Origin of the sequence: Plantibacter sp. VKM Ac-2885 (genome assembly GCF_015351205.1) — a bacterium.
GTDB classification, from domain to species: Bacteria; Actinomycetota; Actinomycetes; order Actinomycetales; family Microbacteriaceae; genus Plantibacter; species Plantibacter auratus.
Genome location: NZ_JADKSK010000001.1, coordinates 476,660 through 494,426 on the forward strand (window position 1 = coordinate 476,660; position 17,767 = coordinate 494,426).

Consider the following 17,767-nt stretch of genomic DNA (forward strand, 5'->3'; position numbering starts at 1 on the left):
GGGGCACTTCGGCAAGCTCAGTGACCGAGGTCGGTTCGGTGGCCGAGGTTGGCTCGGTGGCCGGGGTCGGCTCGGTGATCGGGGTTGGCTCGGTGGCCAAGACGCCCGTTCCCTGAGCCTGTCGAAGGGCCCACGGGAGTCGTTCTGTGGCCGTGGAGGTGTGCTCGGGGGCACTTCGACAAGCTCAGTGACCGAGGTCGGCTCAGTGACCGAGGTCGGCTCAGTGACGGAGGTCGGCTCGGTGACCGAGGTTGGCTCGGTGAGCGGGAGGCCCGTTCCCTGAGCCTGTCGAAGGGCCCACGGTGTGGCGTGTTCTGCCCGTGGACGTGTGCTCGGGGGCACTTCGACAAGCTCAGTGACCGAGGTTGGCTCGGAGAGCGCGCACGCACTCAGAACGGCGGGACCGCTTCCGGTTCCGTGCGGTGTCGCCTGCCGTCGGGTGTGGTCCAGTCGAGGACGCCGTCGGGTCGATGGTCGAGTGACCACCCGGGCAGATGCTTCAGTCGGTGGTGATGTCGGCAGACGCACGCCAGATTGCCGACACTCGTCGTGCCACCGTCGGCCCAGGCGACGGAATGGTCGAGATCGCACGCCCGAGCCCGACGCCCGCAACCAGGCGCGCGACACGTGACGTCGCGGAGGCGGACCGCCCGTTGCAGATCCGCCGGCACGCGGTACTGCTGCCGCCCGACCGAGACGACCGCACTCGTCTCCGGGTGGGTGAGCACCCTCGTCATCGAGGGGGCGTTGACCGCGAGCCGCGCCGCGGTCTCGGGGTCGATCGGGCCGTAGCCGTCGAGGATCGCTGGGGCCTCGCTGACTCCCAGGAGGCTGAGCACGGGCACGGTGAGGTTCACCGTGGGATGGATGTCGTCGAGCACTTCCACCGGCCGGGCGATCGGCGACCGCCGGCCCTGGTGGTCTGTCTGGTCGGCCGTGGTGACGCCGCTGATACAGAGCGAGCCGAGTGCGTCGGCACGCAGCTGCTGACAGGTGCGGTCGTCGTCCGTCAGGTGGGCTGCACCGACGAGTGCGTCGAGTCGTTCTCCGATCGCGATGGCGATGGGTGCCGTGGTGAACAGGTGCACCCACGCCATGCCGTCTGCCGCGGGCTCGATCTCCACGCGTCGGTCGGCCTCCGACCGCGCCGCCCGCACGGTGATGGACTCCGGGTGCAGTCGCTCGCGGAGGGTGCGGGCCTGGTGCTGCAGTCGTGCGACAGTGGACTGCTCCGCGATGGAGAGGACCGTTTCGAGGAACGCGGCTCGCCCGTGCACCGGGATGTCTTGGAGCTGATCGGTGATGGTCCGCGCGTGCCGGCTCGAGATGCGGCCGTCCTCCAGTGCACGGAGGACGGCCGGAGCATCGGTGACGAGCCGTTCGGCATCGCCGGTGGCTCGTTGCACGGTCGGCTCGGAGGCGCGTGTCGCCATGGCGAGCGTGGCGCAGGTGGAACGACGGATGAGCGCCTTCCGTTGCGCGGGCGTCTCGTCGTGCGACACGAGGCTGTCCGCCATGGCATCGGCCAGGGTTGCGGACCTGGCGAGGAGACGAGCCTCCCGGGCGTCGAGCGCGGCACGCTCGCGCGCGATGCCGGCAAACTCGTCCGACAGTTCCGCGAGACGCTCTTCGAAGACGTCCACCGCGCGCAGCGGGAGCGTGGTCGAGGTCTCGGTCATGACTCCAGTCCATCACGGACCACTGACATTCGAGATGATCAGTCACTACGCCTCGACGAACCCGGCGAGCGGTCGGGATGTGGAGCGGCGTCGCACTTCGACAAGCTCAGTGACCGGGTGTGTGGCTCAGTGAACGAGAACCCGGTCCCTGAGCTTGTCGAAGGGCGCGACCGGTGAACGGGAACCCGGTCCCTGAGCTTGTCGAAGGGCGCGACTGGCGAGCGGGAACCCGGTCCCTGAGCTTGTCGAAGGGCGCGACTGGTGAACGGGAACCCGGTCCCTGAGCCTGTCGAAGGGCGCTCGAGCCCGCTCCCCGCTCAGCCGCCGAGCGGCGTCCGGATCACGCGGAAGGCACCCGCCGGGATGTCCACCGCACCCGCGACCACCGGCTCGCCCGTCAAGAGCTCGACCGCACCGGTCGTCGTGAGCTGCGCATCCTCGTCGCCGTGGTTGATCGCGATCGCGAACGACGCCTCCTCACCCCAGCGGGTGACGACCTCCAGCCCGAGCGGCGGTACCGGCGGCGCGTCGACGCCTGCCTGCCCCAAGGCTCCGGACAGCAGCTCCGACAGCCCGGCCTCGTCGAGCTTCGTGGAGACGTACCAGGCGGTCCCGGCGCCGAACCGGTTGCGGGTCACCGCGGGTTGACCGGCGGCGGGGCCGGTGACGTAGCTCGACACGGCCTCGGCGCCCTCGAGCACGATGTCGTCGCTCCAGCTCGAGCCCGTCCGTCCGTCGTCCAGTTGCACGGTCTCGCCCTCGTGCAGCGGCAGGAACTCGGGGACCGAGAGGCCCAGCACGCGACGGAACGCTCCCGGTGCGCCACCCTCCCAGACGGCGTCGTGCTCGTCGACGACGCCCGAGAAGTACGACACGACGAAGGCACCGCCGCCCTCGACGTACGCGGTGAGGTTCTCGGAGGTCTCGCGGTCCGCCAGGTACAGCGACGGGGCGAGGACGAGGCGGTAGCCGCTCAGGTCGTCGTGCGGGTGCACGAAGTCGACGGTGACGCCAGCGCGCCAGAGGGCGGCGTAATAGGCCTCGACACGCTCGCGATGGTCGAGCTCGACCGACGGACGCCATTCGAGGTCCTGGGCCCAGAACGACTGCACGTCCCAGAGGATCGCGACCTCACTCCGCACCCGCGAGCCCACCAGTTCGTCCAGCTTGCCGAGGTCGCGACCGAGCGCCATGACCTCGCGCCAGATGCGACTCTCCGTGCCGGCGTGGGGGAGCATCGCCGAGTGGAACTTCTCCGCGCCGTACCGCGAGGCGCGGAACTGGAAGTAGAGGATCGCGTCGGCCCCGCGCGCCAGGTGGCTGGCGCTGTTGCGGGCGAGCTCGCCCGCTCGCTTCGCGATGTTGCGCGGCTGCCAGTTCACCGCCGAGGTGGAGTGCTCCATGAGGATCCACGGGTCGCCGCCGGCGAGCGAGCGGGTGAGGTCCGAGTCGAGCGCGAGCAGGATGTGGTTGTCCTCCCGCTCGGCGACGAGGTAGTAGTCGTTCGCGACGATGTCGACCTCGCGACTCCAGGCCCAGTAGTCGATCGAACGGCAGTTCGTGGCCATGAAGTTCGTCGTCACCGGGGTCTCCGGTGCGTACCGCTTGATGATGTCGCGCTCGGCGACGTAGCACTCGAGCAGGATGTCCGAGGTGTAGCGCGCGAAGTCGAGTCGCTGCGTCTGGTTGACGACGGATGCCGAGACGCGCGGTGCGTCGATCTCGTCCCACTCGCCGTAGTCCTGGCCCCAGAAGCGGGTGCCCCATGCGGCGTTGAGTGCTTCGATCGAGCCGTAGCGCCGCTGCAACCACGCCCGGAAGGCGAGCACCGAGCCCTCGGAGTAGTCCTCGCTGATCGGCGCGCCGTACTCGTTGTGCACGTGCCAGAGGACGACGGCCGGGTGCGATCCGTAACGGGCGGCGAGCTGCTCGGTGATCGCGGCTGCCGCGCGACGGTAGGCGGGGGAGCTGGGGCTCGCGATGCCGCGTGAGCCGTGGCCGAGTCGCAGTCCCTCGCGGGTGACCGGGTGGGCCTCGGGGTGTCGCTTCCAGAACCAGGCCGGTGGCACCGTCGTCGGCGTCGCGAGGTCGACCGAGATGCCGGCCTCGTGCAGCAGCCCGATGATGTCGTCGAGGAAGCTGAAGTCGTACTCGCCCTCGCGCGGTTCGAGGACCGCCCAGGAGAAGATCCCGACGCTCACGAGGTCGACGCCGGCCGACTGCATGAGGGCGATGTCCTCGAGCCAGGTCTCCCGCGGCCACTGCTCGGGGTTGTAGTCGCCGCCGTAACGGAGGCCGGTGGTGCCGGGGATCCAGGTGGCCCGTGCGGTGAGCGGGTTGAGCTCGATGGTCATGCTGCGTCTCCTGTGACTCAGTGGGCCGAGAGCGGATCCGTTCGATCGCCTGGCTGTGTGCGCTCCCAGTTCTATCACAGACCCAAGAGACACGTTTCGGAGGATTCTCGATGTTGACAACGCGAAACGGTTGTGAATAACTGTAACCGCTCACAGGTACAACGACGTTCTCCATCGAAGCGTCGCTGCCCCGCACCAGAGCGCCCCAGCTTTCGACAAGGAGGACGAATGCGCAGCACGCTTCGCCACATCGGCATCGCCACGGTCGCCACGACGGCCCTACTGCTCTCCGGATGCTCGGCATCCTCGGGCGGCACGGAGTCCGGCCCCGTCAAACTCACCTACTGGGCCTGGGCGCCCAACCTCGAGCAGGTCGTCGAGCTGTGGAACGAGGACCACCCCGACATCCAGGTGGTCGTGCAGAAGCAGGACGGTGGCGACCCCGCCATCACCAAGCTGCTCACGGCGATCAAGGCCGGCAGCGGCGCTCCCGACCTCATCCAGGCCGAGTACCAGAAGATCCCGACGCTCGTCGCGTCCGATGCGCTCGCCGACATCTCGAAGCAGGGAGCCGCCGATCTCAAGGACGACTTCTCCGAGGGCGTGTGGAACTCGGTCACGCTCGGTGGCGATGCGGTCTACGCCGTCCCGCAGGACTCCGGCCCGATGATGGCCTATTACCGCACCGACATCCTCGACAGCCTCGGCCTCAGCGTGCCGACGACGTGGGACGAGTACGCCGAGGTCGCCCGCGCCGTGCACCAGGCCGACCCGACGAAGTACCTCGGTACCTTCTCCGCGAACGACGCCGGCTGGTTCGCCGGACTCGCGCAGCAGGCGGGTGCGTCGTGGTGGTCGATCGACGGCGACAGCTGGGGGGTCGACATCGACGCCGGGCAGACCGAGCAGGTCGCGTCCTACTGGGGTCAGCTCGTCGAGGAAGGCGCGATCGACAACAAGCCGATGTACACGCCCGAGTGGAACGCCGGCCTGAACGACGGTTCGCAGGTCGGTTGGATCTCCTCCGTCTGGGCGCCCGGCGTCCTCGGCGGGAACGCCCCCGACACGGCCGGCAAATGGACCGCGGCCGAGCTGCCGCAGTGGGACGCGTCGAAGCCCTCCAACGGCAACTGGGGTGGCTCGTCCACCGCGGTGACCACGCAGTCGAAGCACGCCGAAGCCGCAGTCGAGTTCGCCACCTGGCTGAACACCGACCCGAAGGCCGTCGCCGCACTCGCCGACGTGTCCGGGGTCTACCCGGCCGCCACGAAGGTCGCCGCCGACGCCCTCCAGACGTCGCCTGAGTTCTTCAGCCAGCAGAGCGACTTCTACGACATCGCGTCGAAGGCCTCCGAGACCGTCGCGCCGTTCACCTACGGCCCGAACGTCAACGTCGCCTTCAGCGCCTACAACGACGAGTTCGCGAAGGCGGCCGAGGCGAAGACCGCGCAGGCGTTCTCCGACGCCGTCGCCGCGATGCAGTCCATCACCATCGACGACCTGAAGAAGAGCGGCTTCTCGGTCAAGTAGTCCCACGGGGCCGGCTCACCGAGCCGGCCCCGCTCCCCGTTCCCCGCCCTCGACCCAAGGAATCGGCATGGCTGCACCATCCGCGCTGGACACGATCCGGCCCACCCAGGATCCGCCGACAGGCTCGCGCCCGCCGGCCCGATCGCGCAAGAACCTGAAGAGTCGGCTGCTCATCCCGTACGCGATGCTCGCCCCCGGCATCATCCTGTTCCTGGTGTTCATGGCGGCGCCCATCGTCTACACGCTGTTCCTGAGCTTCCAGAAGAAGCAGGTCTCCGGGCTCGGCCTCGGCTCCGGGGCGCGCACGACCGCCTTCGCCGGCTTCGAGAACTACCTCGGCGCGTTCAACGACCCGGAGTTCGCGGCCAGTGTCGGACGAGTGCTGCTCTACGGCCTCATCCTCATCCCGTGCATGCTCGGACTCGCCCTGCTCTTCGCGCTGCTGCTCGACTCCCGTCGCACCCGGGCGGTCTCGTTCTCCCGCATCTCGATCTTCCTGCCCTACGCGGTGCCCGCGGTGATCAGCTCGCTGCTCTGGGGCTTCCTCTACCTCCCGGCCGTGAGCCCCTTCTACGCGATCTTCGACAGCCTCGGCTGGGACGCCCCGGAGATCCTGTCCTCGGGGACCATCATCTTCGGCATCGCGAACATCGCCCTCTGGGGCGGCGTCGGGTTCAACATGATCGTCATCTACACCTCGCTCAAGGCCGTGCCGAGTGAGATCTACGAGGCCGCCCGCATCGACGGTGCGAGCGAGATCCAGATCGCGCTGCGGATCAAGATCCCGATCGTCGCCCCCGCACTCGTCATGACGGCCCTGTTCTCCATGGTCGCCACCCTGCAGGTGTTCGCCGAGCCGACGACGTTGCGGCCGCTCACGAACAGCCTCTCCACGAGCTGGTCGCCGCTCATGCTCGTCTACCGCGACGCGTTCACCCGCGACGACATCTACTCGGCCGCCGCGACCTCGATCATCATCGCCGTCGCAACGTTCATCGTCTCCTTCCTCTTCCTCCGGGTCGTGCAGAAGCGAGCCTTCGGTCAGGAGGACTGACACCATGACCACGCTTCGACTCGACCGACCCGCCGGTGCGCGACGCCGCGAACGCGCCGGCAGCACGACCATGCGCTCCGACCGGCCCAGCGGCATCTCGACGGGCATCCTCATCCTCGGCGCGATCTACTGCCTCTTCCCCGTCTTCTGGGTGCTCATGGCATCCACGAAGAGCAGCGGCGAACTGTTCTCCACCTTCACCCTCGTGCCGAGCACCCATCTGTTCGACAACATCGTCGAGCTCACCCAGTACCGCGACGGACTCTTCTGGCGCTGGATGGTCAACACGGCGCTCTACGCGGGCATCGGCGCGATCGCCTCCACCTGGGTCTCCGCGATCTCGGGCTACGTGCTCGCCAAGTTCGACTTCCCGGGCAAGCGCACCGTCTTCAGCATCCTGCTCATGGGCGTGCTCGTGCCGGGAGTCATCCTCGCGATCCCGCAGTACTTCCTGCTCGCGAACGTCGGGCTGACGAACACCTTCTGGGGTGTGCTCCTGCCGCAGATCATCAGCCCCTACGGCATCTACCTCGCCCGCATCTACGCGGCCGCGGCAGTGCCGACCGACGTCATCGAGGCGGCTCGGACGGAGGGCGCGGGCGAGTTCCGCATCTTCGGACGCATCGCGATGCCGATGATGCTGCCCGGACTCGTGACGATCTTCCTGTTCCAGTTCGTCGCCATCTGGAACAACTTCATGCTGCCGTACATCATGCTCGGCGACGACTCGCTGTTCCCGATCACCGTCGGCCTCAACGGGCTGCTCAACCAGGGTGCCTCCGCCCCCGCGTTGTACACCCTCGTGATCACGGGTGCCCTGCTCGCCATCGTGCCGCTCATCCTGATCTTCCTCATCCTGCAGCGCTTCTGGCGGGTGGACCTCGCGGCCGGTGCCGTGAAGGCATGAGCCGCTGTGGCCCGCGCTGCGGCAGCAGGAACCTCCGCCGTCGCGCGCGAAGCCTCAGCACTAGGCTGACGGGATGACCACCGTCCCGTCCCGTCGGCGCCCGACGATCGACGACGTCGCGGAGGCCGCCGGCGTCTCCCGCGGCACGGTGTCGCGGGTGCTGAACGGCGGGCGTTGGGTCAGCCAGGACGCGAAGGCGGCCGTCGACGCGGCCATCCGGAAGACCGGGTACCGCGTCAACCCGCACGCGCGGAGCCTGGCGACGAACCGCACCGGATCGGTCGCGTTCCTCCTCACCGAGGACCACCAGCTGCTCTTCGAGGACCCGAACTTCTCGATGCTGCTGACGGGGGCCGCGCAGGCGCTCGCCGAACGGCAGCTGTCGCTCGTGCTCATCATGGCGGGCAGTGCCGCCGAGCAGGAGCGGGCTCTCGCCTACATCGAGGCGGGTCACGTCGACGGCGTGCTGCTCGTCTCGGCGCACAGCGGACAGCGGCTCATCAGCGACATCGTGGACTCGAAGGTCCCGGCCATCGCGTGTGGCATCCCGCTCGGGTTCCAGAAGCGCCTCGGTTACGTGGCCGCCGACGACCTCGAGGGCGCCCGCGAGATGGTGGCGCACCTGCGTGGCCTCGGTCGGGAGCGGATCGCGACGATCGCCGGACCCGAGGACACCCCGGGCGGTGTCACCCGGCTCGAGGGCTACCGGCTCGAACTCGGCGAGGCGTTCGACGACCGGCTCGTCCGGCACGGCGACTACGGCCGCGCGAGCGGTGAAGCGGCGATGCGCGAGCTGCTCGAGGCCGACCCGACGATCGACGCCGTGTTCGTCGCCAACGACCGCATGGCGGCCGGTGCCATCGACGCTCTGCAGGCGGCCGGTCGGCGGGTGCCGGAGGACGTCGCCGTCGGCGGCTTCGACGACTCGAGCATCGCGGTCGGCACCGACCCCGCGCTCACGACGATGCGCCAGCCGTTCGAGCGGATCAGCGCCGAGATGGTGCGCCTCCTCCTGCAGGTCATCGAGGGCGAGCGTCCCGCGGCGATCACGCTCCCGACGGAACTCGTGGTCCGCGACTCGGCGTGAGCGGGCGGCGTTCCGGTCCCTGAGCTCCCCGTCCGGTCCCTGAGGTCCCCGTCCGGTCCCTGAGCTTGTCGAAGGGCGCACTTCGACAGGCTCAGTGACCGCGTGTGGCTCAGTGACCGCGTGTGGCTCAGTGACCGAGTGCGGCTCAGTGACCGGGGCGCGGGCGTGCGCAACCCCAGGACGATCGGCGGTTGCTCGGTCAGGATGGAACCATGAGCGACCAGTCCGACACCACCACCCAGCCCGATCCCGACACCGTACCCGGCATCCCGGACGCGGAGTCGCTGGAACCGACGAAGCGCACCATCGCGATCCTCGGCGCCAACGGCGACCTGGCCAAGCGGCTCCTGATCCCCGGCCTCGGCGAGGTCGTCGACGCCGCCCGCGACATCTCGCTGCAGATCATCGGTGCCGCCCGCACGCCGCAGCCAAACGAGGAGTGGCGTGCGACCGTCCGCGCCAGTCTCGAGGATGCCGGCATCGGGGCCCGGACCGTCGACGCGCTGGTGTCGACGACGGAGTTCATCCCGACCGACGCCTCCGACCCCGACGAACTGCGTGCGCTGCTCGACGCCTGCACCGGCTCGCCGATCCTCTACATCGCGCTCCCGCCGTCCGCCGGGCGCAAGGTCGCCGAGGCGCTCGCGCAGATCGACCTGCCCGACGACCTCCTCATCGCCATCGAGAAGCCCTTCGGTGACGACCTCGCTGACGCCCAGGCGCTCAACGCGGCGCTCGCCGAGGTCGTGCCGGAGGAGCGTCTGTGGCGCATCGACCACTTCCTCGGCAACGCGACCGTGCTCGGGATGCTCGGCCTCCGCTTCGGCAACCGACTCCTCGAGGCGGGCTGGAACGCGGAACAGATCGAGAAGGTGGAGATCCTCTACGACGAGGAGCTGGGGCTCGAGGGTCGTGCGGCGTTCTACGACCAGACCGGCGCTCTGCGCGACATGCTGCAGAGCCACCTGCTCATGGTCCTCGCCCTCACCGCGATGGAGCGGCCGGACGCGGTGACGCCGACCGACGTCCACGACCGCATCGCCGAGGTCCTCGGCGCCGTCCGGCTGTGGAAGGACGACCCGTCGACCGCCCGTCGCGCCCGCTACACCGAGGGCCGGGTCGGCGACCGGCTCTTCCCCTCCTATGTGGACGAGCCCGACGTCGACGCCTCCCGCGAGACGGAGACGCTCGCACAGCTCCTGCTCCAGGTCGACACCCCGCGCTGGCAGGGCGTGCCGTTCGTCCTGCGCTCCGGCAAGGGCATCGGCGATCCACGCCGTGAGGTCGCCGTCCACTTCCGACCCTCGGCCGCGCCGGCGGGGCTCGACGCTCCCGACGGACACTCCGACACCGTCCTCCGGATGTCACTCAAGGGCGGTGCGGTGCACCTCGACCTCATCGTGACCGGAGCCGACGACGTCGACGGCCTGCGCCGGGTCGAGCTCGAGGCCGATCCCGGAGCCGCGACCCTGAGCGCCTACGCGCAGGTGCTCGCCGGCCTCCTGCAGGAGAACACGCTGCTGTCGGTGCGCGGCGACATCGCCGAGCAGTGCTGGCGCATCGTCACCCCGGTCGTCACCGCCTGGGCCGCCGGCGAAACGCCGCTCGAGGAGTACGAGGCGGGGAGCGCCGGTCCGACGGACTGGTGATCGGGCGCTGACGCCGTGCTGACCGCCTGACACGAAACGACCCGCGCCGAATGATCGGCGCGGGTCGTTTCGTACAGCGGGCGGTCACGGCGACGGCTTCAGGACGACCTTGATGCAGCCGTCCTCCTTCTTCTGGAACGTCTCGTACATCGCCGGAGCATCGGCGAGCGGCACCCGGTGGGTCGCGAGGTCGAGCACGCCGAGCGGATCGGCGCTGTCCTCGACGAGTGGGAGCAGCGTCGGAATCCAGCGGGCGACGTTGCACTGACCCATCCGGAGTGAGACCTGCTTGTCGAACATCGACTTCATCGGCATGATGTCCGCCTCACCGGCGTAGACGCCGCTCAGGGACACGACGCCGCCACGGCGGACGAGCTCGAGCGCGGTGTGCAGGGCGGCGAGCCGGTCGATGCCGGCGTGCTCCATGGCCGGTCGCGCGATCGCGTCGGGCAGCACGCCGACGGCCGTCTGCGCCGCAGCCGCGATCGGTGAGCCGTGGGCCTCCATGCCGACGGCGTCGACGACCCCGTCCGGGCCGCGTCCACCGGTGGCGTCGCGGAGCTCAGCGACCACGTCGTCCGAGAGGTCGAGGGCACGGATGCCGTAGCGCTCGGCGAGGGCACGGCGCTCCGGCACCGGGTCCACGGCGAAGACCTCGAGACCGCGGTGCTTGGCGATGCGAGCCGCGAGCTGGCCGACCGGGCCCAGGCCGAGCACGGTGATCGAGCCGCCGTCCGGCACCCCGGCGTACTCGACGCCCTGCCAGGCGGTCGGGAGGATGTCACTTAGGTAGAGGTAGGACTCGTCGGGCAGGTCGCGACCGACGACGATGCAGTTCGCGTCGGCGAGTCGGACCTGCAGGAACTCGGCCTGTCCGCCCGGCACCTGGCCGTAGAGCTTCGTGTAGCCGTACAGGGAGGCGCCGCTGCCGTGCTCCTTCACCTGGGTCGTCTCGCACTGCGACTGCAGCCCGTTGCGACACATGAAGCACTCGCCGCACGCGATGGTGAAGGGGATGACGACCCGGTCGCCGACCGCGACGCGGGTGACCTCGGAGCCGACGGCTTCGACGACACCCATCGTCTCGTGGCCGAGGACGTCACCGCGGTCGAGGAACGGGCCGAACAGTTCGTAGAGGTGGAGGTCGGAGCCGCAGATGGCTGCCGAGGTGACACGGATGATCGCATCGGTGGGGGCGGTGATCGCGGGGTCCGGGACGGTCTCGACCGACACCGACCGGCGACCCTGGTACGTGAGTGCGCGCATGGATGCTCCTTCGTCGTTGTCCATCCACCCTGCGCCTCCCGGGCGTCGGGTGACTGGGGGTGGACGTCTCGTCGGAGGGCTGATACGAGCTCAGCGTGCCGCGTCGGCGGCCACGCGCTGGAGGCTGGCGAGCACCGACCGGACCGCGGATCGCGCCATCGCCTCCGGTCTCGCCAGGACGTCGACGTGTCGGACGAGGACCGCGCCGGCGACCGGTCGGAGGACCATGCCGTCGACGGCCAACGGTGCCGCCGTGGTGCGCGGCATGACGGCGATCGCCGCCCCCGTGCGGACGACCTGGGCGGCGACCGAGAACTCGTTGATGCGGTGGTCGATCCGCGGCGCCCGGCCGCTCAACGCGCCCAGGTGATGGAGGACGCCGGCGAGCGGGAACCCCTCGTGCGTGGAGATCCAGCGTTCGTCGCGCAGATCCTCCGGTCGCAGCTCCGACCGTGCGGCCAGCGGATGCGCCTCGTGCATCGCGATGTCGAGGGGTTCGACGAGCAGCGGCGTCACGACGAGGCGGTCGAGCGGCCAGGCCGGCTCGTGCGGGAGCCGGTGGGCGATGACGAGGTCGTAGTCCGCTGTGAGACCGGCGAACCGGTCCTGCGCGACGTCGGCGTCGGCGAGGAGGAGCCGCGGAACCGGACCGGTCGCGTCGGCTCCGGGGATGGGGCCGCCCGCGAGCAGCGGTCCGAAGAACGCCAGCCCCGCGCTGTGGAACGCGGAGACGCTCACGGGGCGCTGCTCGTGTTGGAGGAAGGAGTCCACGGCGTCCCTGGCCTCGGCGAGTGCCTCCTCGACGCGCGCGGCGGCGACGGCCAGGGCTTCGCCGGCCTCCGTGAGGACGAGGCGGCGCCCGTGCTTCTCGGTGAGCGGCACCGGCATGGTGGCCTGCAGCGCGGCGAGCTGCTGCGACACGGCCGAGGCGCTGACGTGCATGGCTGCGGCGACCGCGGCGACGCTGCCACGGTCGCCGAGTTCGCGGAGGAGGCGGAGGCGCGCGGGATCCATAAGTCATTCCTTCATCGTCGATCCAGACACTGCCTGTTGTTCTGTCGTGTCCGTCTCCTGGAGAGTAGCGGCATGGCCCGCCGCGCACCCTCCGAACTCATCGTCGACGTGCTGCTCGTCGGGGTCGCGGCGGTGTGGGGCGCCAGCTTCCTCGCGGCGAAGGACCTCGCCGCCGTCACCGGTGTGCCGGCCGCGGTCGCCCTGCGGTTCCTGGTGGCGGTGATCGCCATCGGGCTCATCTGTCTCGTGCGACGGGAGCGGCTCCCTCGCGGACGGGGCCTGCTGATTGCGGCGGCACTCGGCTGCTCGCAGGCCGCGATCATCGGCCTCGAGACGTGGGGCGTGCACCTGACCTCGGCGACGAACGCCGGGCTGCTCATCAGCCTCGCGCTCGTCATGACGCCGGTGCTCGACGGTGTCGCGTCGCGGTCCTGGCTCCCGAGGTCCTACTTCGTCGCCGCGGTCGCAGCCGTGGTCGGTGTCGCGCTGCTCGTGTCGGACGGCGGTCTCCGCGCACCCACCGTGGGCGACGCGCTCGTGATCGCTGCCGCCGTCGTCCGTGCGGTGCACGTGACGTCGAGTGCGCACCTGACGCGAGGTCGAACCGACAGCACGCTCGGCGTGGTGTTCGTCCAGATGCTCGTGTGCGCCGGGGCGTTCAGCCTCATCGCCGGTGACGGTCTCGCTGCGGCTGTCACGCTGCTCGATCTGCGCGGCTGGCTGGACGTGCTGTTCCTCGGTCTGCTGTGTTCCGTGTTCGCCTTCGTCGTCCAGCTGTGGGCGGTGCGGCGGACCTCGGCGTCGCGCGCGAGCATCCTCATGGGGACGGAACCCGTCTGGGCGCTCCTCGTCGGCGTGCTCATCGCGGGGGAGGTGATCGGCCCGCTGGGTGCGCTCGGTGCGGCGCTGATCATCGTGGCGAGCTATGTCGGTCAGGCGATCGAACGCCGCCACCGCGCGCGGACGACCGGCACGGCACCCACGGTGCAGCAGGAGCCAGCGCCCGTCTGACGGGGTCTACAGCGTGGTCGCCGCGCTCGTGAGCGGCGTTCCCAGCGGTGCTGCGTCCTCGATCCGGCATACGCGGACGTCGATCTCGCGGATCGGCGTCCCCTTCATCGACGTCGCGAGCACCCTGCGGATCGCATCGCCGACGAGACGGAGGGTCGCCGGGACCGGAGCCCCGTCGGTCACGCCGATGGTCGCGCCGATCGTCAGCGCGCCGTCGGCTCCGCGACCGACCATCACCTTCGTCGGCTCCTCGTCGTCGCGACCGACCGCATCGGCGACGGTCCGCAGGACCGCACGGATCGGTGACCCGGACGCGTAGACCGTCGTGACCCCTGGTGTCGCGGCGACGACGGCGGTGAGCTGCTGCGAGAGCGCGGCATCGGTGTCCATCAGGAGTCCTCCGGCCGGGCGACGCGCTGCGTGTGGATGTCGATGATCGTGACGTCGACGGCGACCACGTTGAGCTCGGTGTGCGTGGCCAGTTCCGCGACGACGCGATCCCGGATGAGCTGCGACAGCCGTTCGAGGTTGTTACCGAACGCGGCGGAGGCGGTGATCGCCACCGTGATCGGCGCGTCCAGGGTCGTCACATCGCCGTCGAGGCGGACCCGACCGACGATGACCCCGCCGACGCTGTCGCCCACCCCGCGGATCAGGGTACGGACGGAGCCTTCCGTGATGCGCAGGTGCACCTCGGGGTCCGGGTGCCTGAGCGGGATGTCCCGACCGGCGTGCGCCTCGAGCGAGATGTTCTGGAGCACCGCGTGCATCCAGGAGCGGTCCTGCTCGGAGTGCGTCGCCGCCTCCGACTTGAGCAGCGCCCAGGTCTGGGTGCGCAGCCGGAGGAGGGCGTCGAGGGCGAGTTGGCAGCCGGGGGAGGCTTCGATGTCGGGGTCGAGGGGCTCGCGGCCGTTGTCCAGGTAGTCGGAGAGCTCGTCGATGGTGTGCCCGTCGAGGTCGGCGCCGGCCAGGCCGTCGAGCATGGACTCGTGGTCGTCGTCGTTCATCGCCACACCTCCATCTCCCGCAGGACGGTCTGTCTGGCCCGCGCGAGCTGGCCGCGCACCGTCGACGTCGGGACCCCGAGCGACTCGGCGATCTCGACGTACGACAGCCCTCCCGTCTCCTTGAGCATCCAGCACTCGCGCTGCATGGCGGGGAGTCGGTCGAGGATCGAAGCGAGCGCGCTCATCTGCATGCGCACCTCGACGACCCGTTCCGGGGACTGATGGGACGGGGCGGGGGCATTCCAATCCTCGATCTCGCTGTGTTCGCGGCGGCGTCTGATGCGGTCGATCGCCCGGTTCGAGACCATGCGCATCAGCCAGGACTTCACCGCGTTCGGGTCGTTCAGTCGGTCCAGCTGGCCCCACGCCTGGATGAGGACGTCCTGCACGACGTCCTCCGCCTCCGACTGGTTGCCCAGCACGCGGACGGCGTAGGCACGCATGAGCGATCCGTGCCGGAAGACGAGGACCTCGAAGGCGGTGGCGTCTCCGTCGGCTGCACGCTCGGCGAGGATGCCGTCCGGGAGGACCTCGAGCGAGCGCTTCACGGTGTGGCTAGAGGACGGCGAACGCGGTGAAGGCGACGGCGGTCGCGGACACGATCGCGGACGCGGCGACAGCGGCGACGTACGGAAACTGGAGCGTCTTCGTCGGGCCGTTCTCCACCGCCTCCTTGGCGCGGAGCAGCGAGACGAAGACCCCGAGGTCCTTGCCGGTGCTCGAGGCGGCGACGAAGCGGCCGTCCCGGAACTCGACCATGCCGGCGTACTCACCGTCGACCGAGGCGACCCAGAGGGTCGCATCCGGCTCAGCCCAGGCGACCGTGGTCCCTGTGCCTCGCTCCAACACCGTGCTCATGACTGCTCCTTGCTCAACGTTCGTGTTGTTAGAGAATCTAGTTATTCATGCGTCTGCATGTACCCCACTTGACATCGCGATCCTGACTCCGCTAGACAATCTCGTTACGAGAACCACTACTGTTGGACTTCATGACCGCCCAAGCCGTTGACGCCCAGCACTACTGGTACGAACAGGACGAGCACGAGCGTGGCCGCCGCATGCTCGAGGCCATGCGTCTGTACCGCGCCGCCGAGGCAGCCATGCGTCGTCGGACGCGCGACGAGATGCACATGGGGGAGAACGACCTCCTCGCGCTGCGGTTCATGCTGCGCGCCAAGCAGGAGCACCGCCTGGTCAGCCCCACGGATCTGGGCGCCTACCTCGGCATCAAGACCTCATCGGTCACGGTCATGCTCGACCGCTTGGAGGCAGCGGGTCACGTCGTCCGTCGCCCGAGCGAGACCGACCGTCGCCGCGTCACCGTGTCGACCACCGACTTCGCCGACTCGGAGGTCCGAAAGACCTTGAGTCACATGCACCACCGCATGATGGAGGCGACCACCGGGATCGAACCGGAGATCGCTGCGGGCATCGTCGACTTCCTCGACCGCATGCGCGAGGCCGTCGACTCGATCGACCGCACCGAGCCCGAGGGGCAGCCGCAGCACTGAGCCGCCCCGGCACTTGCCGCGAGCGGCACAGGCGCAGGCCGCCACCGGCAGAGCGAGAGTCTTCGGCCTACCCAGCGTGGACTGGTCACTTGTATGGTCAACATATGGAATATCGTGCCCTCATCGACCATGTCGAGAGTCATTCGCAGCAAACGGCGCATCCCATCACTGTCGGCATCTCGGGCTACTGCGGCTCAGGGAAGTCGACACTCGCGCGAAGTCTGGTCGCGGAACTCCCACGGGCGGCGCGCATCAGGGGCGACGACTTCCTCGACCCGGCTCGCTCGCACAGGCGGTCATCCGACTGGGACGGGGTAGATCGTCGACGCCTCGTGACCACCGTGTTGGATCCGTTCCGGGCGCGTCAAGAGAGCGAGTTCCGTCGGTATGACTGGTCGGCACGGGCCCTCGGCGCGCCGGAGTCGCTCCCGAAGGCGGAGATCCTCGTGGTCGACCTCATCGGGCTCCTGCACCCTGAGGCGCTTCCCAGTCTCGACGTGACCGTGTGGTGTGATGTCGACCTGAACACCGCCGCCGAGCGCGGAATGGCTCGCGATCAACGACTCGGCCGCGACCACGAATCGTTGTGGCGCGATGTCTGGCTCCCGAATGAGATCGACTTCGCCGAGCGTTTCGGCCCGCGTGCGTCCGCGACCATCCTGCTCGACGCGTCGTCGAGCGCCGTTGCATCAAGCGGCGATCGCAGATACGAGGCGGGCCGCACGGTCTGATCCGTGTGACCCGCCTCCGAACGTCTTCGACGATTTCGACCGCGCGCTGCGGGCCCTCCAGGCACCGCTCGAGCCGACTCTCAGAAGTCCCCGACCTTCGATGATCCGATGGTAATCGAGCACGTGTCGGACGACCGATGCTTGAACGGTCGGACCGCTTGTGCTACCCGGGATCGTGCCGGTGGCTGTGCCTCAGTTGTCGGCGGACAGCTCCGGGTAGTCGGCCTCCGGCATCAGCTCGAGCCCCGCCGGCGTGTAGGTGCGGTCGAGCATGGCCTGCAACCAGGCACGGTTGAGCGCGACCGGGCGGGAGCCGGTGAACCGGAAGACGATCGGGACGCCGGTCTCGATCCAGATCGCGTAGCGGCCCGAGCCGTGCGCGGGGTCGATGGTCCACGAGAGGAGGAACGCCTCGCCCTTGCGGAGCTTCGAGACGACGACCATCTGCACATGGGCGAGGGTCCGGTCCTCGAGTTCGAGTGCTTCGTTCCCGTACCGCAGCGTTCCCATGTTCCCCAGCCCCCTGTCGTCGTGTGCACGGTGGATCACCGCGCCGACAATTCTGGCAGTTCCCGTCCACGAGCTGCGAACCCGAGGGGTGGGGGCACCGGTCAGTCGGCGTCGAGGACGGCGTCGAGGAGGCCCGGGAACCGGGTGTCGAGGTCGTCACGCCGCAGGGTGAGCGTGCGGTGGCGACCGTTCGGCTCGTTCCGGATGACGCCGGCCTCGCGGAGCACCTTCATGAGGTGGGACTTCGTCGACTTCGGGATCGTGGGGTCGAGGGCCGTGCAGTTCGCGGCGTCCATCGGGCCGTCGCGGAGCTGCCGCACCATCTCGAGTCGGTCGGGATCGCTGAGCGCGAAGAGCACGGCCGGCAGCTCGATCGCCTCGCGGTCGGGGTGCGTGAGATCGGCGGGTGCGGGCATGGTTCGATAATAGTTGAACAATCAGCGGAAAGCGCGTATCG

18 protein-coding genes are annotated in these 17,767 nt (G+C 69.4%); 8 read left to right on the forward strand and 10 right to left on the reverse strand.

The features are described 5' to 3' along the window. Positions 1 to 389 precede the first annotated feature (389 nt). Positions 390 to 1,679, reverse strand: a complete 1,290-nt coding sequence (locus ITJ66_RS02225; protein ID WP_194643136.1) for an HNH endonuclease signature motif containing protein — start codon at positions 1,677 to 1,679, stop codon at positions 390 to 392. A 317-nt stretch (positions 1,680 to 1,996) separates the two neighbouring features. Next, the gene (locus ITJ66_RS02230; RefSeq protein WP_194643138.1) at positions 1,997 to 4,033 is read right to left on the reverse strand and encodes a beta-galactosidase; all 2,037 of its coding nucleotides are present in this window, start codon (positions 4,031 to 4,033) and stop codon (positions 1,997 to 1,999) included. A 228-nt stretch (positions 4,034 to 4,261) separates the two neighbouring features. On the opposite strand from ITJ66_RS02230, the gene ITJ66_RS02235 reads away from it, so the two are divergent. The 5 genes from ITJ66_RS02235 (at position 4,262) to ITJ66_RS02255 (ending at position 10,260) form a co-directional block, all read left to right on the forward strand. Beyond that, positions 4,262 to 5,563 carry an ABC transporter substrate-binding protein gene (locus ITJ66_RS02235; protein ID WP_194643140.1) on the forward strand — a complete coding sequence of 434 codons (1,302 nt, stop codon included), beginning with the start codon at positions 4,262 to 4,264 and terminating at the stop codon, positions 5,561 to 5,563. Between the two features lie 67 nt (positions 5,564 to 5,630). Then, positions 5,631 to 6,617 (forward strand): carbohydrate ABC transporter permease, encoded by a 987-nt coding sequence (locus ITJ66_RS02240; protein ID WP_194643142.1) that lies wholly within the window; start codon positions 5,631 to 5,633, stop codon positions 6,615 to 6,617. Between the two features lie 4 nt (positions 6,618 to 6,621). Then, the gene (locus ITJ66_RS02245; protein ID WP_079000706.1) at positions 6,622 to 7,524 is read left to right on the forward strand and encodes a carbohydrate ABC transporter permease; all 903 of its coding nucleotides are present in this window, start codon (positions 6,622 to 6,624) and stop codon (positions 7,522 to 7,524) included. Positions 7,525 to 7,597: 73 nt separating this feature from the next. Further along, positions 7,598 to 8,611: a LacI family DNA-binding transcriptional regulator gene (locus ITJ66_RS02250; protein ID WP_138945928.1), complete on the forward strand. Its 1,014-nt coding sequence runs from the start codon at positions 7,598 to 7,600 to the stop codon at positions 8,609 to 8,611. Positions 8,612 to 8,823: 212 nt separating this feature from the next. Beyond that, on the forward strand, positions 8,824 to 10,260 hold the full coding sequence (locus tag ITJ66_RS02255) for a glucose-6-phosphate dehydrogenase (RefSeq protein WP_191940092.1): 1,437 nt from the start codon (positions 8,824 to 8,826) through the stop codon (positions 10,258 to 10,260). A gap of 84 nt (positions 10,261 to 10,344) precedes the next feature. Here ITJ66_RS02255 and ITJ66_RS02260 read toward each other — a convergent pair whose 3' ends face one another. Continuing rightward, positions 10,345 to 11,526 (reverse strand): alcohol dehydrogenase catalytic domain-containing protein, encoded by a 1,182-nt coding sequence (locus ITJ66_RS02260; RefSeq protein ID WP_194643144.1) that lies wholly within the window; start codon positions 11,524 to 11,526, stop codon positions 10,345 to 10,347. A gap of 90 nt (positions 11,527 to 11,616) precedes the next feature. Further along, positions 11,617 to 12,540: a LysR family transcriptional regulator gene (locus tag ITJ66_RS02265; RefSeq protein WP_194643146.1), complete on the reverse strand. Its 924-nt coding sequence runs from the start codon at positions 12,538 to 12,540 to the stop codon at positions 11,617 to 11,619. Between the two features lie 72 nt (positions 12,541 to 12,612). Between ITJ66_RS02265 and ITJ66_RS02270 the strand changes: the two genes are divergently transcribed. Next, entirely contained in the window at positions 12,613 to 13,551 is a 939-nt protein-coding gene (locus tag ITJ66_RS02270; RefSeq protein ID WP_137242724.1) for a DMT family transporter, read from the forward strand. A 6-nt stretch (positions 13,552 to 13,557) separates the two neighbouring features. On the opposite strand, the gene ITJ66_RS02275 is transcribed toward ITJ66_RS02270, so the two are convergent. The 4 genes from ITJ66_RS02275 to ITJ66_RS19675 are packed head-to-tail and all read right to left on the reverse strand — an operon-like array spanning position 13,558 to position 15,416. Beyond that, positions 13,558 to 13,941: a hypothetical protein gene (locus ITJ66_RS02275; protein WP_194643148.1), complete on the reverse strand. Its 384-nt coding sequence runs from the start codon at positions 13,939 to 13,941 to the stop codon at positions 13,558 to 13,560. Next, complete coding sequence (locus ITJ66_RS02280; RefSeq protein ID WP_228501439.1) at positions 13,941 to 14,558, reverse strand: hypothetical protein; 618 nt, start codon at positions 14,556 to 14,558, stop codon at positions 13,941 to 13,943. Before ITJ66_RS02280 ends, ITJ66_RS02275 begins: the two co-directional genes overlap by 1 nt. Then, entirely contained in the window at positions 14,555 to 15,106 is a 552-nt protein-coding gene (locus tag ITJ66_RS02285; protein ID WP_370581809.1) for an RNA polymerase sigma factor, read from the reverse strand. The genes ITJ66_RS02280 and ITJ66_RS02285 overlap by 4 nt, the downstream gene beginning before the upstream one ends. Positions 15,107 to 15,113: 7 nt before the next feature. Further along, on the reverse strand, positions 15,114 to 15,416 hold the full coding sequence (locus ITJ66_RS19675) for a hypothetical protein (protein ID WP_228498088.1): 303 nt from the start codon (positions 15,414 to 15,416) through the stop codon (positions 15,114 to 15,116). Between the two features lie 131 nt (positions 15,417 to 15,547). On the opposite strand from ITJ66_RS19675, the gene ITJ66_RS02290 reads away from it, so the two are divergent. Further along, positions 15,548 to 16,069 (forward strand): MarR family winged helix-turn-helix transcriptional regulator, encoded by a 522-nt coding sequence (locus ITJ66_RS02290; protein WP_079704559.1) that lies wholly within the window; start codon positions 15,548 to 15,550, stop codon positions 16,067 to 16,069. Positions 16,070 to 16,401: 332 nt separating this feature from the next. Beyond that, positions 16,402 to 16,800, forward strand: coding sequence for a hypothetical protein (locus ITJ66_RS19680; protein WP_228501441.1), 399 nt, complete (start codon positions 16,402 to 16,404; stop codon positions 16,798 to 16,800). A 192-nt stretch (positions 16,801 to 16,992) separates the two neighbouring features. Here ITJ66_RS19680 and ITJ66_RS02300 read toward each other — a convergent pair whose 3' ends face one another. Together ITJ66_RS02300 and ITJ66_RS02305 are read right to left on the reverse strand one after the other, a co-directional pair. Then, complete coding sequence (locus tag ITJ66_RS02300; protein ID WP_194643152.1) at positions 16,993 to 17,310, reverse strand: hypothetical protein; 318 nt, start codon at positions 17,308 to 17,310, stop codon at positions 16,993 to 16,995. Between the two features lie 101 nt (positions 17,311 to 17,411). Further along, the gene (locus ITJ66_RS02305; RefSeq protein ID WP_064295809.1) at positions 17,412 to 17,726 is read right to left on the reverse strand and encodes a helix-turn-helix transcriptional regulator; all 315 of its coding nucleotides are present in this window, start codon (positions 17,724 to 17,726) and stop codon (positions 17,412 to 17,414) included. Positions 17,727 to 17,767: the final 41 nt, after the last annotated feature.

Bases quoted from the DNA above. Each gene is read 5' to 3' on its own strand.
- ITJ66_RS02225 (WP_194643136.1), bottom strand. From the start codon at position 1,679: ATGACCGAGACCTCGACCACGCTCCCGCTGCGCGCGGTGGACGTCTTC.
- ITJ66_RS02230 (WP_194643138.1), bottom strand. From the start codon at position 4,033: ATGACCATCGAGCTCAACCCGCTCACCGCACGGGCCACCTGGATCCCC.
- ITJ66_RS02235 (WP_194643140.1), top strand. From the start codon at position 4,262: ATGCGCAGCACGCTTCGCCACATCGGCATCGCCACGGTCGCCACGACG.
- ITJ66_RS02240 (WP_194643142.1), top strand. From the start codon at position 5,631: ATGGCTGCACCATCCGCGCTGGACACGATCCGGCCCACCCAGGATCCG.
- ITJ66_RS02245 (WP_079000706.1), top strand. From the start codon at position 6,622: ATGACCACGCTTCGACTCGACCGACCCGCCGGTGCGCGACGCCGCGAA.
- ITJ66_RS02250 (WP_138945928.1), top strand. From the start codon at position 7,598: ATGACCACCGTCCCGTCCCGTCGGCGCCCGACGATCGACGACGTCGCG.
- ITJ66_RS02255 (WP_191940092.1), top strand. From the start codon at position 8,824: ATGAGCGACCAGTCCGACACCACCACCCAGCCCGATCCCGACACCGTA.
- ITJ66_RS02260 (WP_194643144.1), bottom strand. From the start codon at position 11,526: ATGCGCGCACTCACGTACCAGGGTCGCCGGTCGGTGTCGGTCGAGACC.
- ITJ66_RS02265 (WP_194643146.1), bottom strand. From the start codon at position 12,540: ATGGATCCCGCGCGCCTCCGCCTCCTCCGCGAACTCGGCGACCGTGGC.
- ITJ66_RS02270 (WP_137242724.1), top strand. From the start codon at position 12,613: ATGGCCCGCCGCGCACCCTCCGAACTCATCGTCGACGTGCTGCTCGTC.
- ITJ66_RS02275 (WP_194643148.1), bottom strand. From the start codon at position 13,941: ATGGACACCGATGCCGCGCTCTCGCAGCAGCTCACCGCCGTCGTCGCC.
- ITJ66_RS02280 (WP_228501439.1), bottom strand. From the start codon at position 14,558: ATGAACGACGACGACCACGAGTCCATGCTCGACGGCCTGGCCGGCGCC.
- ITJ66_RS19675 (WP_228498088.1), bottom strand. From the start codon at position 15,416: ATGAGCACGGTGTTGGAGCGAGGCACAGGGACCACGGTCGCCTGGGCT.
- ITJ66_RS02290 (WP_079704559.1), top strand. From the start codon at position 15,548: ATGACCGCCCAAGCCGTTGACGCCCAGCACTACTGGTACGAACAGGAC.
- ITJ66_RS02300 (WP_194643152.1), bottom strand. From the start codon at position 17,310: ATGGGAACGCTGCGGTACGGGAACGAAGCACTCGAACTCGAGGACCGG.
- ITJ66_RS02305 (WP_064295809.1), bottom strand. From the start codon at position 17,726: ATGCCCGCACCCGCCGATCTCACGCACCCCGACCGCGAGGCGATCGAG.